Raw genomic sequence first — 18,431 nt, 5'->3', positions numbered from 1 at the left:
ACTATATAAAACTCCTAAATAATGTATTTCGCAGCAACCATTCTACCAAGAGCAAAATACCTGCCAGAAGCACGAATGACCTAAATTTTTCTTCGTACTTATAATATTTGAACTCTTCTACTTCAGTTTTTTCCAACTTATTGATTTCTTCATAGATTGCCTCTAGTTTATTATTGTTGTTGGCACGGAAATATTGACCTCCCGTAACATCGGCGATTTCCTCCAGTAATTTTTCGTCAATCTCTACCTGTCTCATTCCATATCTGAAAGTGCCGTCCGGGTTGTAGGCTATTGGAGATAGAGCGTTCCCATTGGTGCCTAAACCTATGGTATAGGTTTTTATACCAAACTCTACGGCTAGTTCTGCAGCTGTTTGTGGCTCAATAAATCCTGCGTTGTTCTCCCCATCAGTTAAAAGGATAATGATCTTGCTCTTAGCTTTGCTTTCCTTTAAACGGTTTACAGAAGTGGCCAATCCCATCCCTATGGCAGTACCATCATCGAGTTGGCCATAGGTTATATCCCTAAGGGCGTTTAGGACTATGGTTTTGTCACTGGTTATCGGGGTTTGGGTAAAACTTTCGCCTGCATACACCACCAAACCGATACGGTCATTTGGACGATTTCGAATAAAGTCAGACGCGACATCCTTGAGGGCAGATAGTCTATTTGGTTTAAGGTCTCTTGCCAGCATGCTAGAGGAGACATCAATGGCCATGACGATGTCTATCCCTTTGGTGGTTTTGGTTCTAGACGAAATGTCCTCAGTCTGGGGCCTTGCCAATGCTGTAATGATGGCTGCTAAGGCGAATAATCGTAATACGAATAAGGCGGGCTTCATTTTGGCCAGCAAACTGCTTGTAGAGAACCCTTTGATACTAGATATTTTTAGGGAGGCCGTTTCCTCTTTCCTCTTAAAGAAATACCACAGCGCCGCAACCGGAAGCAATACTAGCAACCAGAAGAAATGGGGATTGGCAAATTGTATATTCTCTAACATTAAGCTCCTGTTTTTACTTCTATGGAATTGGTAATTCTATTTACTATATTTTCTGCATATCCGTCATCTTCCATCCAATTGATAATGATTTGTTGTTGAAAGCCTTTACCACCAAAAATGATAATGGCATACTTTCCGTTTACCTCTTCATTAGATTGGGGAAGTGTAAATTTACCACTACCATAAATTTTAAGTCCTAATGTTCCGGATATGGTTTTAAACTCTTCTTGTTTCGTGGTTATGTTTTTGGCTCCTTTGGCCTCAAAACTTTTCAGAACCTGCTCAACGGAATTTTGAAAATCGGGTTCCGTTTCTTGAGAGGAAAAGGTAGTGGAGCTAACTCCAATATAGAATAGAGCATCAGGATCGCTAAAAGTAAAGACCTGAGCTTCTTTAACCGTCGCTTTAACTTCAGGAGTTAGTTTTATATCTTGTCTTAGCAAAACACTTGGCGTCTCTAAGTTAACTGGAGGATAGCCATAGGTGCTGTTTAACCAATCACCTTCTAATAATATTTTTGTAGGATGACCCAACAGGGTATCTTTAACTGGTTTCCAGCCATAATAACCAATGGATACTATAGTGGTTAAGAAGAGGATACCGATGGACACAGCGGCTGCCATAGTCCATTTTTTCTTTTGTTTTTTTCGAGAGAGTACCTCTTGATATTCTTCATCCAGAAGTAGATCTTCCTCGTCTGGTTCAGGCAGGGCTTCCTTGGTCTTAATTACAATCTGTTCTATTGCTTTTCGGTCCTGTTCGGCTACTGAAGTTTCAGGTTTGGATTTGGCGAATTTTACTAAATCTGCTGTTTGCAGTACCTTTTTAAACTGATCTATGGTTTCGTCGTCCAATTTCAGTTCTCCAGCATCTTTTAGCAGTTCTAGTTTCTCTATTAACTGATCAGTTGTACTCTCTAATGCGGATACATGAACGTCTTCTTCAAGATAGGAGCGCACAATATCAGTTAATTCGGAATAATACTGTTTGTATTCGTCCTGAATGATATATTTAGAATTTTCTAATCGTTTCAATTCCAACAGGGCGCGATCATAAGGGGGCAAGAGGGCCACTTTTTCCTCTTCTGAAAGGTTTTTTTTCCTAATCAGGAACCAATATACCAACATCCCTATTACTGCGAAGCTCAAGAATATCCAGAGCGCATTTTTCCACAGATCTATATTACTTTTCTCTACTTCAAGAAATGGTTTAATATCATACATCTTTTGAGACAAGGTATCTACTGGTATCGTTGCAACAGCAATTTTAACAGAATCTGTAAAGAAATTCTGTCCATTGATAACCACTTGTTGACGTGGTAGGGTATAGCTTCCAGAATCGAATTGGGTTAAAGCATAAATTTTCTGAAGGGTTATCCGATCTAATTTCCGTACGGTATCGGTCATAATGACTTCGACCATTTCTAATGGTGAAAAAGTCTGACCTTCGGGGAATACGATTTGGGCTGTAGAATCAGCTTCTACTTGGATTTTAAATCTTATTTGTTCTCCAATTTTTATGCTGGTTGTATCAACTTCAGAAGTGACGGAAATAGCGGTTTGGGAAAACCCTAATCCGTATTGGAGCAACAATAGGACAAGGCTTATTTTAAAAGCGATATCCTTAAAAAATGAAGTCATTTTTATTCTATTATTTTCCATTCGATTTATCCCCTTCGCTTAAAATATCCCAATAATTTTTTCACATAGCTTTCATCTACCCTGCAACTCAATACTCCACAACCAGATTTGGTAAAAACATCTTCAAAATAACGCACCCGCTCCTGATGGTATTTTCCGTAGGCCATTCTCACGTTTTTGGATTGGGTATTAACGAGTCGCACTTCACCAGTTTCAGCATCCTGCATTTGAACCATTCCTAAATTAGGAATGGATTCTTCACGCTCGTCATAAATCCGGATCCCTGTAACATCGTGTTTTTTCCCTGTGATTCTGATGGTCTGTTGGTAATCGTCGTCAATAAAATCAGAAAGGACAAATACGATGGCCTTCTTTTTCATAACGTTCGTTAAGAACTTTAGGGCAACCGCCAGATTCGTCTTATTACTCTTGGGTTGAAATTCCAAGAGTTCCCTGATGATCCGCAAAACATGTGTCTTCCCTTTTTTGGGTGGGATAAACAGTTCTATTTCATCAGAAAAAAGAATGAGGCCCACCTTATCATTATTTTGAAGCGCTGAAAATGCAAGGGTGGCAGATATTTCTGTAACTATTTCTTTTTTGAATTGATTGGAGGTTCCAAAAAGTTCGGAACCGCTGACATCTGCCATCAGCATCATTGTAAGCTCCCTTTCTTCTTCAAAGACCTTTACATATGGCTCATTATATCGTGCTGTAACGTTCCAATCTATAGAACGCACATCATCACCAAATTGATACTGTCTTACTTCACTAAAGGTCATCCCCCTACCTTTGAAAGTAGAATGGTATTCCCCTCCGAAGATATGATCGGAAAGACGTCGTGTCTTTATCTCAATTTTACGAACTTTTTTGAGTAATTCTTTAGTATCCATTGGCCTAATTAGGGTTTTGTCCAAAAGCTGGACGGTTCCAGTTTACAGTTTAAAACAAGAAACTTGGAACGAGGCACTAAGGCACTTCTATCTCATTTACTATCTTATTGATGATGTCTACAGAGGTTACGTTTTCCGCTTCTGCCTCATAGGTGAGACCAACCCTGTGTCTAAGTACATCGTGAACTACAGCTCTAACATCTTCTGGCACTACATATCCTCTCTTTTTAATAAAAGCATAACATTTTGCGGCACTTGCCAAGTTGATACTTCCACGGGGAGAAGCTCCAAAACTTATAAGTGGCTTTAGATCTTCAAGATTGTATTTTTCTGGATAACGGGTGGCAAAAACGATGTCTAAAATATATTTTTCAATTTTTTCATCCATGTACACCTCCCGTACCGCCTGCTGCGCTTTTAATATCTGTTCTATGGAAACCACAGGGTTTACTTTTTCATAAGCACCTTGAAGGTTTTGTCTCATGATTAACTGCTCTTCTTTTATCTTCGGGTAATCAATGACGGTCTTTAGCATAAAACGGTCTACCTGTGCTTCTGGTAAAGGATAAGTACCCTCTTGTTCAACTGGGTTTTGCGTAGCCATAACCAAGAATGGTTTGTCAAGTATAAACGTTTCGTCACCTATGGTCACCTGCTTTTCCTGCATGGCCTCTAGGAGTGCTGATTGTACTTTTGCAGGGGCACGATTAATCTCATCGGCCAAGACAAAATTGGCGAAGATTGGACCTTTCTTTATAGAGAAATCATTCAACTTCATGTTGTAGATCATGGTTCCAACCACATCGGCTGGTAGAAGATCCGGAGTAAACTGTATTCTGCTAAAGCTACCGTGTACGGCTTTGGAAAGGGTGTTAATCGCCAAGGTTTTTGCCAACCCTGGAACACCTTCCAATAAAATATGTCCCTGGCCTAAAAGGCCAATAAGCAATCTTTCAACCATATATTTCTGACCAACAATAACCTTGTTCATCTCCAGCATCAAAAGATCTATAAAAGCACTTTCTTTCGCAATCTTTTCATTTACAGCACTGATATCAACAGTTGTATTTTCTTCCATAAAACATTTTAATTAAAACCCAGACGAATATTACGTTAAATTCTCATGCAAATTGAAGATTTATTTATTTAATGGTTGTTAATGATTGGTTAAAAGTTGGGTAAACCCCTTATTTTTATGAAGTATTTAAGGGATTTATTTTCTAATTTCACCAACATATGGAAAAATATACGAATTATTCAAAAATCATAGCGGGTACTATGACATGGGGAAGTTGGGGAAAGCAACTGACCACTAGGGAAATGATTGATTTGATGCATCATTGTTTGGACATTGACATTTCCACTTTTGACCATGCCGATATTTATGGCGATTACACGAACGAAATCGAGTTTGGTGTTGCTTTCAACCAAAGCAATATTGATAGGGCAAGCATACAGCTTATTAGTAAATGTGGGATACAGCACACCGGCAAAACCCGAAATAATAAAGTAAAGCATTACAACTATTCCAAGGAATATATTGTTTGGTCAGCGGAGCAATCGTTGCAAAAGTTAAAAACCGAATATTTGGATCTATTTTTATTGCATAGGCCTAGTCCTTTAATGCAGCCCGAAGAAGTTGCTGAGGCGATATCCCAGCTGCGTAAGGATGGAAAAATAAAAGATTTTGGAGTTTCTAATTTTACCCCTTCACAGATTGCCCTATTGGAAACAGAGATCCCCGTAATGGGGAACCAAGTAGAATTTTCACTGACTGCCGATGCTGTAATGTACGATGGGACTTTGGATGATATTTTGGCCAATAAACGTTTTGGAATGGCTTGGAGCCCTCTTGGCTCTTATTTTAGAAAAGATGACGAACAGACAGAAAGGATAAAAAAAGTGTTTACAGACTTTCAAGAAAAGTATGGAACAAATGAAAGTCAATTACTTTTGGCTTGGTTGATGCAGCATCCTGCAAGAATACACCCAGTTGTAGGTACCGCTAACCCAGATAGACTTAAAGACTCAGTAAAAGCTAATTCCATAAAATTGGAGTTGGAAGATTGGTTCGAGATGTTGGCGGCAAGCCAAGGCCATGTAGTGCCATAAGTTGCAGGAAAAACACCAAAAAAAGGGATATGGATTTAAAATAAATTGACATAAAATTATGGCATCTAAAACAGCATTGATTACAGGGGCAACCAGCGGAATTGGAAGGGCAACTGCCCAACTTTTTGCAGCAAACAACATTAATTTGATACTTTGTGGACGAAGACAAGACCGTTTGGAAGCTATACAGAAAGAATTGGGGAAGCAGACCAAGGTGCATATCCTGAACTTTGACGTAAGGGACAAGGACACTGTCTTCTCCTCCATAAATACGTTACCTGCAGAATTTTCACATATTGATATTCTAATTAATAATGCTGGAAACGCACATGGTATGGACCCCATAAATGACGGGAGTGTTGAAGATTGGGATGCCATGTTGGACATTAACGTGAAAGGACTTTTGTATGTTTCTAAGGCAATTATTCCTCAAATGGTTGCCAATAAAGCTGGGCATATTATAAACATAGGCTCCACGGCAGGGAAGGAAGTATATCCTAAAGGTAATGTATACTGTGCCAGCAAGCATGCAGTGGACGCCATCAACCAAGGAATGCGAATGGATTTAAATCCATATGGAATACGCGTGGGTGCAGTTAATCCTGGCTTGGTAGAAACGGAATTCAGTAAGGTCCGGTTCAAAGGCGATGAGTCTAGAGCAGAGACAGTTTACAGAGGATTTCAAGCATTAAAGCCAGAGGACATAGCGGATATAATATATTTTGTTGTCACTAGGCCATACCATGTGAACATAGCAGATTTAATTGTGATGCCTACGGCTCAGGCAAGTAGTACAATTCTCAATAAAAAGGAAGCATGATCAATAAACGCTTATTGGTAAAAAATCTTCTCGCCCATAACGATGAGAATAGCTTTTACGACAAAAAGCGTTTTATAGATATAGGGCAGAGAGAAGGCAAAGGGAAATTTTTAAAGCATGTTTGTGCGCTAGCCAATAGTAATCCAATAAGTAATTCCTTTATCGTGATTGGCGTAGAGGATGAGGATAATAAAATAGTTGGGGTCGATTTCTTTGATGACAGCAAGATTCAAAATCTGGTTAACGCGTATCTAGATAATCCTCCGCTAATCTCTTATGAAAATATTCCATTTCCACATTTGCCAGAAGGTAAGGTGGTAGGCTTGGTTACTATTAAATCCAATGAGAAGGTATGTGCCCTCAAGAAAAATATTTGGAAATATTATGGGGGCTCTGTTTTCTTTAGGGAGGGCAGTATTAGTCTCTCTAAAGCTTTTGATGTACACCTAAGGGACATCAATTCTGAAACCGTGGCTACCATAGAGCTTCATGCCAGAAATAATATTGAGCTTACCCTAGACGGAGTAATCGATTTTATAAACCATAGGCATAAGGATCTCAGCAGTAGTTATAAAGTTTTTGAAGAACAATTTGTGGTCTGTTGGGCAGGAAACGAGAAGAAAGTAAAAAATGAAACCTACTATTCTCGAGTGGATGTAGAGTTGATCAATGAACAAGTAAAGCTATTTTATTCTGCCCTAGATGAGATCACTATATCATTTGATGCGCATTCCTTTACAACTATGGAATATGTTCAATTGGGTCTTGGCAGACAACTTAAATACTATCCCTTGGAGAAGGTGGTTATCACCTTTTCGGAAAATGGCACATACCAAATACAGAGCGACCTAATTTTTGAACCTCCCCTTTATGACAAAAAAACACTGCACCATATATTTAATTCCAATAATGCGCTTCTCCAAAAGCTTCAAAAAAGGTTGGATCTTACCAATACTGAAAAATTGGATCTAAAACAGCTTCCAGCAACCTATTTAATATGCTATCTCAATGGTTTTGAGGAGGCCAAAGAGCTTATGGAAGATGCTAGGCCATTACTTAGGGAATATGACACCAAGGTTTACCAATCTTTAAAAGAATCCCTACGCATTTTGCGAAAGGTGAGGTATAATTAATTCCGTAGTATCCAATAAAATTCACTTGCTCCAATTTCCAAATGGTTGCTTTGTAAATGGATTGCTTTTCCGGTTACCAGATCCTTTAACTCCTTATCTTCTCCGAAACCAATTTTTTCTAACCAGGATTTTTCAATTCCATGAATATGGTCATCAAAATTACAGATTACTAAAAACCCATTATGTTCAGGAGAGGTACGCTCATAGATCATCAGATGCGGGTTGTGGTGTTGGTGTAGGATCAGATTATTGTGATCAGCAAATATGGGATTGTTCTTTCGTATGTTGATCAACTTTTTTAAGGAATGGAATATATGCGATTGTGGGGTATGGCTATTTTCTAATTGGGCTATTACTTGCCAATCTTGTTTTGGTCTATTTACCCATCGACCATCGTCTCTTTTACCATTTTCTGATTGGTAACTGTAGTCATTGAGGGTGCCAATTTCATCTCCTGCATATATCAATGGCATGCCTCCATAAGATAAAATAACACTGTGCATGGTAATAATTTTTATCAAGGCTTGGGAGATAAGCTTTTTATCCTTGTTCTCCAAACCTTTTTCTAGACCCAATAATGAAGCTGCACTGCCTGTAATTCTTCCATCGCCATTTTTTGGATTGTACATGAACATCAATCCTTTTGCAGGAGACCAATCCAGCTTCTGGCAATAGTAATCAAGTAAAAACGCTTTGTGTTCCTTTGCATCCCACCCTATACTGTAAATATCATTATCATCAAATCCTAGCCCGATATCATCATGGCACCGAATATAATTGATCCAAGTAGCTTCCCTCGGCTTTGTTGGCAGATGCAGCAGGCTCTTATTCAATAATACCGTTTTTTTGGTCGCAATTGAATTCCAAAGTAGTGCCATTAAAGTGGCGTTATAGGCTACTTCACATTCATTTCCCTTCATATCGCCCTCCCCAAAATATTTGATGATCTGGGTGGGGGCTGTGATGGCCTCCGCCAATAATATGACCCCTGGTGCTATGGTCTGAAGGCACATGCGGAAAAGACTGATCAATTGATGGGCCTCTGGTAAATTCTGAGAATCGGTACCTATTTTTTTCCACAGAAAGGCTAGTGCATCGAATCGGACAACATCCACTCCCATATTTGTTAATTTCATGAGGTTGCCCAACATTTCCATAAATACTTCTGGATTGGAATAATTAAGATCCCATTGATAGGAATTAAAAACGGTCATTACCCATCTTTGCATTTCATGGTTATAGGTAAAGTTGCCAGGGTTGGTCTCGGGGAAAACCTCAGGGAGGGATTGTTCAAATTGATCAGGAAGGGTGCGATCAGGATAGGTGTAATAATAATCCTGATATTTTAGATCTCCGTTCATGGCCTTTTTGGCCCACTCAAATTCATCGGAAGTGTGGTTCACCACAAAGTCCAACATCAGGTATATATTTTTAGACCTAAGCTTCTTTGTCAGAGCTAAAAGATCTTCTTTGGTACCATATTTTTCGTCTACCTCATGATAGCTATTAACGGCATAACCTCCGTCATTTTCTTCTTTTGGACGTTTGGTAATTGGCATTAAATGAAGGAAATTTACCCCAAGATTTTCAAAATATCCCAGCTTTTCTGAAAGGCCTTTAATGTCTTTGTTAAAATGGTCCACGTACAATTGCATTCCCAACATTTGTTCGGATTGGTACCAATTCCCTTGTTGTAATCTTACTAGGTCAATCTTTTGTAATTCATCTGGTCTTTCTTGATACAATTTCGGCAACAGGGAAACTAATTTTTCAAAACTTCCAGCGTATTCTGTTTCTGGATATAGGGAAAAAAAGAGGTTCTTAATCAAGGTTATATTTGTGGATAATCGCAGCTCAAACAATTCATTTAGGCCAGTAGATTTCTTTTTTTTTAATTGGTCCTTGGCCAATAATTGATGAAGTGATAATTGGTTCATTTTAATGCTGCAGTTGGTTCAAGTTAGGTAAAGATTCAATGGCGCCATAATTGGTTGTGGTAATGGCTCCCGCCTTATTGGCCATTAAGACCATGTTAGTCAAGATCGATTCGTCATTAAAAATAGTTTTGAAATCCGCTAAGGCCGAAATTTGCTGCAATAGGCAACCAATAAAGGCATCTCCAGCTCCTGTAGTATCCACTGGGCTTACCTTGATGCTTGGAATATTCTTTTTAGATTTGGAAGTGCTCAATAACGTGCCATCACCGCCCAGGGTTATAGTAATTACTTTGGCTCCAACGTTATGCAAAAAATCACAAGCCTCATTTAAATCTTCTTTTCCAGAAAGTAATTGAGCTTCTTCCATACTAAATTTACATAAATCAGATTTTTCAATATAGGGCAGGCATTTTTCTATAAAAAGATTCTCTTTTCCCTTCCAAAGATCTCCTCTAAAGTTCGGGTCAAAACAAATAAATGCACCTTGGGAAAGAGCATCAAAAAAATAATGTTTATAGGCATCTTCAAGACTTCCACCTAACAAGGCAGTTGCAGCCCCTAGATGAAGAATATTGCCCTTAAATTTATTTCTGTATTCTGAATTGTATTGTAATTCTTTATCTGCACCTCTGCTGAAAACAAAATCTCTTTCGCCATCTTCTGCCAAAGAAACAAACGCCAATGTTGTAAATGTGGAAGAGCGTTGGGCCATTGATATGTCCACACCATGTTCTTCTAAAATTGTCAAAAGGAACGTCCCGAAAGGATCTTTGCCCACACAGCCAATGAAGAAACTTTCTCCTCCAAGTTTCGAAATGGCACATGCAACATTAGCAGGTGCACCTCCTGCCTTTTTAGTGAAATTTGTTGCTTTAGATAGATCGCTACCCTGCTTTTCTGCTACAAAATCTATCAACAACTCTCCTATGCAATATACCTTATTCATAACTGATTGATGGTTTATGATTCTCAAAGTAAATGGAAATACTTACGTATTCAAAATTTCAAGCTTAAATTAGTGAATATCCCTTTTAGATGTTATGTTTTTATCTAAAGGGGTGTTTCGTTTACATACACTTCATAGATGTAGGTCATTTTAGCTTAATTTTTGCTTTTATCAATATTGTATTTGCGATTTTTGTAGTATGAGAACACTTGTTATTGGAGATATCCATTCTGGATTAAAGGCACTAGACCAGGTTTTGAAAAGAGCGAAGGTTACCCAAGATGATCATTTGATTTTTTTAGGGGATTATATTGATGGATGGAGCCAAGCAGTGGAAACCATTAATTTTTTAATGGAACTAAAGAATACCCATCAATGCACATTTTTAAGGGGAAATCACGACGAATTATGTTTGGAATGGTTGAGTCAAGGACGTGATAATCCTTTGTGGTTTCAACATGGTGGGCGGTCTACAACACAATCTTATGCCCTAGTAGGGGATAGTATCAAAGATGTGCATATGGACTTTTATAGGAATTTGGATAATTATCATTTAAATCCCAAAAACCAATTATTCTTACATGCGGGATTCACTAATTTAAATGGCATTGAACATGAGTATTTCACCAAGACCTTTTACTGGGACAGAACCCTTTGGGAGTTGGCTTTATCCATCGATCCAAATTTGACTAGGGAAAACATTCTTTATCCTAAACGTCTTACCCATTATAGTGAAATTTTTATCGGGCATACCCCAGTAACCAGAATTGGGAAGACTTTGCCTCACAAGGCTGCCAATATTTGGAACTTGGATACAGGAGCGGCATTTAAGGGCCCCTTGTCCATTATGGATGTAGATACAAAGGAATTTTGGCAGAGTGATCCAGTTTTTACTTTTTATCCGGAAGAGAGCGGGAGGAACTAAAATTTACGCCCTTTTGTAAGACTTTTTCAATAATATTAGGGATATTTGTAAAAAACAGTATATGTCCGCAAAAAACATAAGAATAGAGGTGATGAGGGCCATAGAAAGCAAGGTAGATTCGTTTATAGATTCTTACCTTATCCCCATTGATGAGATATGGCAGCCAACAGATTTCTTGCCGGATAACCAGAGTGACAAATTCTTGGACGATGTTACCCAAATAAGGGAAGAAGCAAAGGAATTAGGCTATGACTTTTGGGTGACTATGGTTGCAGATACAATTACCGAGGAAGCCCTTCCCACATATGAGTCTTGGTTGATGGATGTGGAAGGAATAGACCAACACGGAGAAAACAAAAATGGGTGGTCCAAATGGGTCCGTCATTGGACCGCTGAGGAAAACAGACATGGTGATGTTCTTAATAAGTATCTTTATCTATCTGGAAGGGTGAATATGAAGGAAGTTGAGATTACCACCCAACACCTTATTGCAGATGGCTTTGATATTGGCACTGACCGTGACCCATATAAAAACTTTGTTTATACTAGTTTTCAAGAGCTTGCCACTAATATTTCACATAAAAGGGTAGGACAAATGGCCAAGAAAAAGGGCAATCTTTTGTTGGGAAAGATGTGTACAATTATTGCAGGAGATGAAATGCGACACCATCTTGCCTATAGGGAATTTGTAAAGACTATTTTTGATCATGATCCCAGCCAAATGATGTTGGCCTTTGCCGATATGATGAAGAAGAAAATTGTGATGCCGGCACATTTCTTAAGGGAGTCTGGCGGCAATATTGGAACGGCATTTGAAAATTTCTCCAACTGTGCTCAGCGATTGGGTGTTTATACGGCCCATGATTATGTAGAAATCCTTAAAAAGTTAAATGCGTATTGGGAGTTAGACAAGATCAGAAGTTTGACTGATGATGCTGAAAAAGCCCGTGATTATTTAATGAAATTACCGGCTAGATTGGAACGTATTTCTGAGCGTATGAAATTCCCAGAGGATCAATACCATTTCAAATGGGTTGAGGCTAACGGAAGATTTTAAAAAAAACCGGTTCTTATTGAACCGGTTTTTTTTGTTTTATAGTTTTCCTGCTTTATGCTCTTCTTGCCACCTGGCCAAGGCTTTCCATCTGCCTTCGTCTGCCATTTTAGCTTGCATGGGCCAAGATCCAGGATTGTGAATGCGATAGCGATCCCCCCCAGAATCCAACACGTCCTGGCATTTCTTTACAGATACTTCGGAGAGGTCTTCCCATGATTTAATCTCAAAATTGTGGAATAGCTTTTCAATTTTTGGACCAATCCCTTCAATAATTTTTAAATCATTAAGTTTAATTTTTTCCCCTAACGCCTGTTTGGCCAAATCGGAATTAAAATAAGTTTGGGCATCTACAGAAACTGGATTCTTTTTTAATTCACTGGTCTTGTCTTTTGTTGTTTGGGATGCTAATTTTTGGTTGCAGGCGTCTAAATCAGCTACCAATTTGGTATTGCTTTCATGTAGTACTTTTAACTCAGCAGTATTTAAAGAGGTATTGGTAGCGCTCTTACCCCATAGGAAACCTGTGACGGTGCAAATGATTCCAAATAGGGCTAGTAATAGCCAACTTATAAGTTTCATGTGTTCAAAATTCATAATATATAGTTTACGTAGTTATTTATTAGCGTAAGAAATGCGCAATCATTCATTGCTCTGGTCATTTAAAGCGGTAAACCGGTTGTGTAACCTAATTTATAAAAAAAACGCAAAGAATGTTAAAATAATAGTGGTTATCATTCTGCTTCAGTTACTTAAGAGGGAAGTGATGGCTAGTTAGGACATCATGAGCACTGATTTTTAGGAAAAGTATAAGAACTATCAGTGTTGTAGCTTTTCTATTATACTAAATTCTTCCAGATTATGACCCAGTTTCAATGTCCATAAAATTATGGAATAAGAGGAGTTTTAAATATCAATAAGGTCTGGATAAAATTAATTTAAAAATAGTTGTATTGAAAAACCCACTTTACTTTCTGTTTATAAACAGAAAGTAAAGTGGGTTTTAAAGGGTGTAATAAAGTTCTTACCTATAGATCAAACTTTATACCCTGGGCCAAAGGTAGCTCGGTCGTATAGTTGATTGTATTGGTTTGTCTTCGCATATAGATTTTCCAAGCATCGGAACCAGATTCTCTTCCGCCTCCAGTTTCTTTTTCACCTCCAAAGGCACCTCCTATTTCGGCTCCTGAAGTTCCTATATTTACATTGGCTATACCGCAATCACTACCATTTACGGATAGAAATCTTTCAGCCTCTCTAAGGTTATTGGTCATGATGGCTGAAGAAAGTCCCTGTACCACCCCATTTTGGATAGCAAGTGCGTTCTCAACATCACCAGAATATTTTAATAGATAAAGGATGGGCGCAAAGGTTTCATGCTGTACAATTTCAAAGGAATTATCGGCTTCTGCTATGGCGGGCTTTACATAACAGCCACTTTCATACCCTTCACCTTCCAGGACACCGCCTTCAACAAGCATTTTGCCACCTTCTTCAACAACTCTTTTAAGAGCGTTTTGGTACATTTTTACGGCATCGGTATCAATAATAGGCCCTACATGATTTTTCTCGTCTAATGGATTTCCAATGCGCAATTGGTTATAGGCGGCTACAATGGCGTCCTTAACCTTATCATACATGGATTCATGTACAATTAACCTACGGGTGGAGGTACAACGTTGTCCTGCTGTACCAACTGCACCAAAAACTGCACCTATAACGGTCATTTTCAAATCTGCATCGGGAGTAACGATAATGGCATTATTTCCGCCTAATTCCAATAACGACTTACCTAATCTTGCTGCTACTGCCTGGGCTACAATTTTACCCATTCGGATAGATCCTGTGGCAGAAATCAATGGAATCCTAGAGTCTTTGGTCATGAATTCTCCAACGCGGTGGTCGCCATTGATCAAACAGGATATCCCTTCTGGTAAATTGTTTTGTTTTAATACAGAGGCTGCAATATTTTGACATGCAATTCCACATAAAGGCGTCTTTTCGGATGGTTTCCATATACATACATCCCCAGAAACCCAAGCTAAGGCAGTATTCCATGCCCACACCGCTACTGGAAAGTTAAAGGCAGAGATAATACCTACTACCCCAAGTGGGTGGTACTGCTCGTACATACGATGTCCTGGACGCTCAGAATGCATGGTAAGGCCATGTAGTTGTCTAGACAGTCCAACTGCGAAATCACAGATATCTATCATTTCTTGAACTTCTCCCAAGCCTTCCTGATAGGATTTACCCATTTCATAGGACACCAATTTTCCAAGGGGCTCTTTCAGCTCTCTTAGTTTGTCTCCAAACTGACGTACAATTTCTCCTCTTTGTGGAGCGGGCATGGTTTTCCATGTTTTAAAGGCAGAGGTGGCGGCCTCCATTACCTTATCATAATCTTCTTTGGAAGTTGTTTTTACCTTAGCAATCAAAGCCCCATCAACAGGAGAATTAGAATCAAGGATATCACCAGATGAAAAATTATTAGACCCTGTGGAGGTGCCCGGATTTATATCTTGGATTCCTAGTTGTTTTAAAGCATCATGGATTCCGAACGTTGTAGCTATTTTTGACATTTTATAACTTTTTATATAATAAATGTTAGATTCTTACAAAGTTATGCAATTAACATTAGTTTGAAAGGGAATGGAAAATTGATTTCAGGGAATTTAAATAATATTTTCAAGATTTTTTACCGAAAGGATAAAAGTTGTCCCGTTTTCGTCACTGGTATAGTTCATTTGAGCCGAAATTTGTTTGCAAAGGGAGTTAATTATTCTAAAACCTATTCCCTTTGTCTTTTCTGGGTCAAAATCCTTAGGTAATCCTTTTCCATTATCAGTCAGTCTAATGAGTATTAAACGCGCCCCGCTCTCTTCTTGGGTGACTAGAATATGTAATTGATTATCATCCGAGGATATTTCAAAGGCATGTTTCAGAGCATTGGTCACCAACTCAGAAAGAATTAATCCTATAGGCACGGCCACATCAAGATTTAAATGAATTTCAGGACAAGTTATAGTGTAATTTACTGTAGGTAATAATTTCCTTTGGTACACCATGAGGTCTGATAAATAGTCCTTAAGATTTACGGTTTTAGAATTATCATCTTGATATATTTTTTGATGGGTCAAGGCGATGGCCATGATTCTGGACTGGCTATCTTCCAAGGCTGTAATAGCCTCCTTATTCGTCAATTTCCGTTTTTGGATATTTATGAGACTCGAAGTCATCTGTAAATTATTCTTTACACGATGATGAATTTCCTGAAGTAAGTTTAGTTTTTCTTTGTTCGAATTCTCTAGTTCCTTTGTTCGTAGACTCACCCTATTTTCCAAGGTATGTTGGTAGTTGTCATTTCTAAAGACGATAAATCCTATCAGGGAGGTAATTACAAAGCCAAAGAGTAATAAGAAATAGGATTCTATTGTATGTGGAAAGGTCGCATAAAGGTCTTTTGCGAAGTATTGAACATGCCATTTTCTGTTAGCCACGTTCAATGCTTTTTTTTGCAAAGTTGTAGTGAGATCTAAAGCTTTACTCTGATCGAAACTAGAAAATAAGGGAGCCTTGTTTTGGTCTTCATCCACTATAACTATGTCTAAAACTTTTAATTCAGTGTCCAAAATTTTAGCGATATATTCCGTCATGTCATATACTCCTAACACATAACCTACAACCTCATTCTCTTTGGAGCCATAAACAGCCTTTAGCACTAAAAAGCCATAATGATCTTCTTTTTCTGCTGTTATTAATTTAATAGGTTGTGAAAAAACAATGTTTTTGGTCCTATTGGCCAAGGCTAAAGTAAAGTTGTTTCTTGAATCCGAAGAAAGATCTACCCCTATTACGTTTTTCAAATGAGAAACAGGATTGGTAAATTCAACTGGAAAGTAGTATTTCTTTTTATCTACCAGTCCTAATCCTGAAATAGAATCTACTTTAGAGATTCGTATAGTACTATCAAATACCCGTTTTAGAGAGTCTTCAAAAAGTAACTTATTTTCATCTGCAATACGGGGAGCCCATTCCAAGGCCTTAATGCCAGGTAAACCAATGATAAAGGGATTAGTGAATTCTTCAAATAATTCAAGGGACACGCTATCATTGTATTTGAAAAAAAAGGCCATGGATTCCATAACAATGTTCGCCTTACCCAATTCCTTGTTGAATTTAAGGTTAGCCCTTGTGATGGCGTTATTGATGATAAAATTATTTTGGGTGACCTGTCTTTGGTTGGCAGAATAGAATAGGTAGCAGGAAGCTAAACCCCCTAAAAATATAATGATAAGATATTTGAATTTTTCCTTTCCAAACATTAGATAATTTGCTCATTATAAAGTTACAAATCAAATATAATGAAGATTTTTCTCACAAGGGGTAATATCTTTTGACAAGGTTAATCTTTGACGGTATATCGTTCATCCAAAGGCATTACCGTTCCACAATTGTCACAAGTCCTGAGTTCTTTGGAGTTATAAAACGTTTTAAAATGCCCAAGGAAATCTTTTTCAATGTTGTTTAATGGGAAATATACTTCGTATAGTTTATGATTGCAATTATCGCAAAACCATAGTAGTCCGTCTTTTATATTTAGTTCAGATCTTTTACGTTCTATGACCAAGCCTATTGACCCTTTTTCACGAACTGGGGAATGAGGTACTTTAGCGGGATGTAGGTATATATCTCCTGGACCCAATATCATGGTCTTTTTCTTTCCGTCTTCTTGGATATGAACTTCAATAGCACCTTCTAATTGGTAAAAAAGCTCTTCGGTTTCATTATAATGGTAATCTTTTCTTGCATTTGGTCCTGCTACGATCATTACAATATAGTCGCCTGCATCCTTGTAGAGATTTTTATTGCCCACGGGTGGCTTTAAAGAATCCCTATTCTCCTCTATCCATTTGTTTAAATTGAATGGTTTCTGAATTGCCATACTCTTAATTTTGTAATTGTTCAGTTGCCTATTGAGCATTCCATGGTTTGGATACCAAATAAATCTAACGCTAATTTAAGAAAAGTAAATGGCTTTTAAAGAAGACTACTTGTAGAACAACTGGGTGTAATAAAAATTACCAGCCTTATCTTTTTTTACGCTCACTGCAGTATGCGAAAAATCTCCTTCTATATTTTTTCTATGTCCTGCACTAGCCATCCATTCATCAAAGGCTTTTTTTGCGGAGGTATAATCTTTAGCCACATTTTCGGCCACTATTGAAGCATTCACCTCAGTTGATATTTTAGAGGCCCTTGCACTAAAATTGTCATGGTTGATGGTGCCCATAGCGATCATATAATCTGTATGATCATTGGCATAATTATAGGCCACGGTACTAAAATTAAGGCTGGAGTAACCCAAAGAAGTTCTGTAATCATTGAGCATGACCAGTAGTTCTTGCTCTACGCTAACCGCATTTTCGGCTTTTGGAATGGAACTATCGTCAATGGATTCCTTGCTACAAGATGAAACCAACAAAACGAAAAAAACCACTGCAGCCAAGTGTAACCTTGTTTTCATAAAGTGTTCTATCGCAAGTAGGTATGTTCAAGTACTAAGTAGGGAGGAAGGGGGATCTTCTAGTTCTGTTGATTTGGGATCAACTGCTATGTAATAGTACTACATTTTTAGGTAAAATAGGATAAACTGACTTTATATTTCGCTGAAATGTGTCATGTTTTAGAGTATTGTAATAGAGTTCTTACATTTATGTGGATAAGGGATGATCTATTTCGATTCGGTGGAACAGAAAACTGGAAATGAATATTATTTTATTGATTCCTTTAAAATCGATAACTTTAAATAATTGCGATTTAAGGAATATTTTAAGACTAATTATCATGTGCTACGATATTAAAGCCAGTTTAGAAGCCCAACTCAGCCGCGCCAAAAGAAGTGGAGATCAAAAGGCTATGGAAGAAATTCAAGAGGAATTGATTCTATTAACAGATCTTCCCTTGAACC

The 18,431-nt window shown here is 38.1% G+C and carries 16 protein-coding genes; 5 read left to right on the top strand and 11 right to left on the bottom strand.

What is annotated here, in order from left to right:
• Window position 1 precedes the first annotated feature (1 nt).
• From ABXZ36_RS01835 to ABXZ36_RS01820, 4 genes are all read right to left on the bottom strand, one after another.
• Window positions 2–1,000, bottom strand: a complete 999-nt coding sequence (locus ABXZ36_RS01835; RefSeq protein ID WP_354613756.1) for a vWA domain-containing protein — start codon at window positions 998–1,000, stop codon at window positions 2–4.
• Entirely contained in the window at window positions 1,000–2,640 is a 1,641-nt protein-coding gene (locus tag ABXZ36_RS01830; RefSeq protein ID WP_435602039.1) for a hypothetical protein, read from the bottom strand. The genes ABXZ36_RS01835 and ABXZ36_RS01830 overlap by 1 nt, the downstream gene beginning before the upstream one ends.
• Window positions 2,641–2,666: 26 nt before the next feature.
• Window positions 2,667–3,533, bottom strand: a complete 867-nt coding sequence (locus tag ABXZ36_RS01825) for a DUF58 domain-containing protein (protein ID WP_354613754.1) — start codon at window positions 3,531–3,533, stop codon at window positions 2,667–2,669.
• Window positions 3,534–3,609: 76 nt separating this feature from the next.
• Entirely contained in the window at window positions 3,610–4,611 is a 1,002-nt protein-coding gene (locus ABXZ36_RS01820; protein WP_354613753.1) for an AAA family ATPase, read from the bottom strand.
• 158 nt (window positions 4,612–4,769) lie between these two features.
• On the opposite strand from ABXZ36_RS01820, the gene ABXZ36_RS01815 reads away from it, so the two are divergent.
• From ABXZ36_RS01815 to ABXZ36_RS01805, 3 genes are read left to right on the top strand one after another with little or no spacing between them, the layout of a single operon-like run.
• Window positions 4,770–5,645, top strand: coding sequence for an aldo/keto reductase (locus ABXZ36_RS01815; RefSeq protein WP_354613752.1), 876 nt, complete (start codon window positions 4,770–4,772; stop codon window positions 5,643–5,645).
• A gap of 58 nt (window positions 5,646–5,703) precedes the next feature.
• Window positions 5,704–6,465: an SDR family NAD(P)-dependent oxidoreductase gene (locus tag ABXZ36_RS01810; RefSeq protein WP_354613751.1), complete on the top strand. Its 762-nt coding sequence runs from the start codon at window positions 5,704–5,706 to the stop codon at window positions 6,463–6,465.
• Window positions 6,462–7,598 carry an ATP-binding protein gene (locus ABXZ36_RS01805; protein WP_354613749.1) on the top strand — a complete coding sequence of 379 codons (1,137 nt, stop codon included), beginning with the start codon at window positions 6,462–6,464 and terminating at the stop codon, window positions 7,596–7,598. The genes ABXZ36_RS01810 and ABXZ36_RS01805 overlap by 4 nt, the downstream gene beginning before the upstream one ends.
• Here the strand turns inward: ABXZ36_RS01805 and ABXZ36_RS01800 are convergent.
• Together ABXZ36_RS01800 and ABXZ36_RS01795 are read right to left on the bottom strand one after the other, a co-directional pair.
• Window positions 7,595–9,535, bottom strand: coding sequence for an alpha-amylase family protein (locus ABXZ36_RS01800; RefSeq protein ID WP_354613747.1), 1,941 nt, complete (start codon window positions 9,533–9,535; stop codon window positions 7,595–7,597). The genes ABXZ36_RS01805 and ABXZ36_RS01800 overlap by 4 nt on opposite strands.
• 1 nt (window position 9,536) lies before the next feature.
• The gene (locus tag ABXZ36_RS01795) at window positions 9,537–10,481 is read right to left on the bottom strand and encodes a carbohydrate kinase family protein (protein WP_354613746.1); all 945 of its coding nucleotides are present in this window, start codon (window positions 10,479–10,481) and stop codon (window positions 9,537–9,539) included.
• Between the two features lie 199 nt (window positions 10,482–10,680).
• On the opposite strand from ABXZ36_RS01795, the gene ABXZ36_RS01790 reads away from it, so the two are divergent.
• Entirely contained in the window at window positions 10,681–11,406 is a 726-nt protein-coding gene (locus ABXZ36_RS01790; RefSeq protein ID WP_354613745.1) for a metallophosphoesterase, read from the top strand.
• A 61-nt stretch (window positions 11,407–11,467) separates the two neighbouring features.
• A complete protein-coding gene (locus ABXZ36_RS01785; RefSeq protein ID WP_354613744.1) occupies window positions 11,468–12,463 on the top strand; it encodes an acyl-ACP desaturase in 996 nt (331 codons plus the stop codon).
• Between the two features lie 36 nt (window positions 12,464–12,499).
• On the opposite strand, the gene ABXZ36_RS01780 is transcribed toward ABXZ36_RS01785, so the two are convergent.
• From ABXZ36_RS01780 to ABXZ36_RS01760, 5 genes are all read right to left on the bottom strand, one after another.
• Window positions 12,500–13,057, bottom strand: coding sequence for a hypothetical protein (locus ABXZ36_RS01780; RefSeq protein WP_354613743.1), 558 nt, complete (start codon window positions 13,055–13,057; stop codon window positions 12,500–12,502).
• Between the two features lie 431 nt (window positions 13,058–13,488).
• Window positions 13,489–15,042, bottom strand: a complete 1,554-nt coding sequence (gene amaB / locus ABXZ36_RS01775) for an L-piperidine-6-carboxylate dehydrogenase (RefSeq protein WP_354613742.1) — start codon at window positions 15,040–15,042, stop codon at window positions 13,489–13,491.
• A 93-nt stretch (window positions 15,043–15,135) separates the two neighbouring features.
• Complete coding sequence (locus tag ABXZ36_RS01770; RefSeq protein ID WP_354613741.1) at window positions 15,136–16,785, bottom strand: CHASE domain-containing protein; 1,650 nt, start codon at window positions 16,783–16,785, stop codon at window positions 15,136–15,138.
• Between the two features lie 80 nt (window positions 16,786–16,865).
• Window positions 16,866–17,405, bottom strand: coding sequence for a 3-hydroxyanthranilate 3,4-dioxygenase (locus ABXZ36_RS01765; RefSeq protein ID WP_354613740.1), 540 nt, complete (start codon window positions 17,403–17,405; stop codon window positions 16,866–16,868).
• Window positions 17,406–17,510: 105 nt separating this feature from the next.
• On the bottom strand, window positions 17,511–17,987 hold the full coding sequence (locus tag ABXZ36_RS01760) for a CAP domain-containing protein (protein WP_354613739.1): 477 nt from the start codon (window positions 17,985–17,987) through the stop codon (window positions 17,511–17,513).
• Window positions 17,988–18,431 lie beyond the last annotated feature (444 nt).

Origin of the sequence: Sediminicola arcticus, from assembly GCF_040566695.1 — a bacterium.
Lineage (GTDB): Bacteria > Bacteroidota > Bacteroidia > Flavobacteriales > Flavobacteriaceae > Sediminicola > Sediminicola arcticus.
Note: the sequence above shows the minus strand (reverse complement) of the source record. Positions and strands in the feature narration are given on the sequence as shown.

Coding starts and splice junctions, on each gene's coding strand:
- ABXZ36_RS01835 (WP_354613756.1), bottom strand. CDS start 1,000: ATGTTAGAGAATATACAATTTGCCAATCCCCATTTCTTCTGGTTGCTA.
- ABXZ36_RS01830 (WP_435602039.1), bottom strand. CDS start 2,640: ATGACTTCATTTTTTAAGGATATCGCTTTTAAAATAAGCCTTGTCCTA.
- ABXZ36_RS01825 (WP_354613754.1), bottom strand. CDS start 3,533: ATGGATACTAAAGAATTACTCAAAAAAGTTCGTAAAATTGAGATAAAG.
- ABXZ36_RS01820 (WP_354613753.1), bottom strand. CDS start 4,611: ATGGAAGAAAATACAACTGTTGATATCAGTGCTGTAAATGAAAAGATT.
- ABXZ36_RS01815 (WP_354613752.1), top strand. CDS start 4,770: ATGGAAAAATATACGAATTATTCAAAAATCATAGCGGGTACTATGACA.
- ABXZ36_RS01810 (WP_354613751.1), top strand. CDS start 5,704: ATGGCATCTAAAACAGCATTGATTACAGGGGCAACCAGCGGAATTGGA.
- ABXZ36_RS01805 (WP_354613749.1), top strand. CDS start 6,462: ATGATCAATAAACGCTTATTGGTAAAAAATCTTCTCGCCCATAACGAT.
- ABXZ36_RS01800 (WP_354613747.1), bottom strand. CDS start 9,535: ATGAACCAATTATCACTTCATCAATTATTGGCCAAGGACCAATTAAAA.
- ABXZ36_RS01795 (WP_354613746.1), bottom strand. CDS start 10,481: ATGAATAAGGTATATTGCATAGGAGAGTTGTTGATAGATTTTGTAGCA.
- ABXZ36_RS01790 (WP_354613745.1), top strand. CDS start 10,681: ATGAGAACACTTGTTATTGGAGATATCCATTCTGGATTAAAGGCACTA.
- ABXZ36_RS01785 (WP_354613744.1), top strand. CDS start 11,468: ATGTCCGCAAAAAACATAAGAATAGAGGTGATGAGGGCCATAGAAAGC.
- ABXZ36_RS01780 (WP_354613743.1), bottom strand. CDS start 13,057: ATGAATTTTGAACACATGAAACTTATAAGTTGGCTATTACTAGCCCTA.
- amaB (WP_354613742.1), bottom strand. CDS start 15,042: ATGTCAAAAATAGCTACAACGTTCGGAATCCATGATGCTTTAAAACAA.
- ABXZ36_RS01770 (WP_354613741.1), bottom strand. CDS start 16,785: ATGTTTGGAAAGGAAAAATTCAAATATCTTATCATTATATTTTTAGGG.
- ABXZ36_RS01765 (WP_354613740.1), bottom strand. CDS start 17,405: ATGGCAATTCAGAAACCATTCAATTTAAACAAATGGATAGAGGAGAAT.
- ABXZ36_RS01760 (WP_354613739.1), bottom strand. CDS start 17,987: ATGAAAACAAGGTTACACTTGGCTGCAGTGGTTTTTTTCGTTTTGTTG.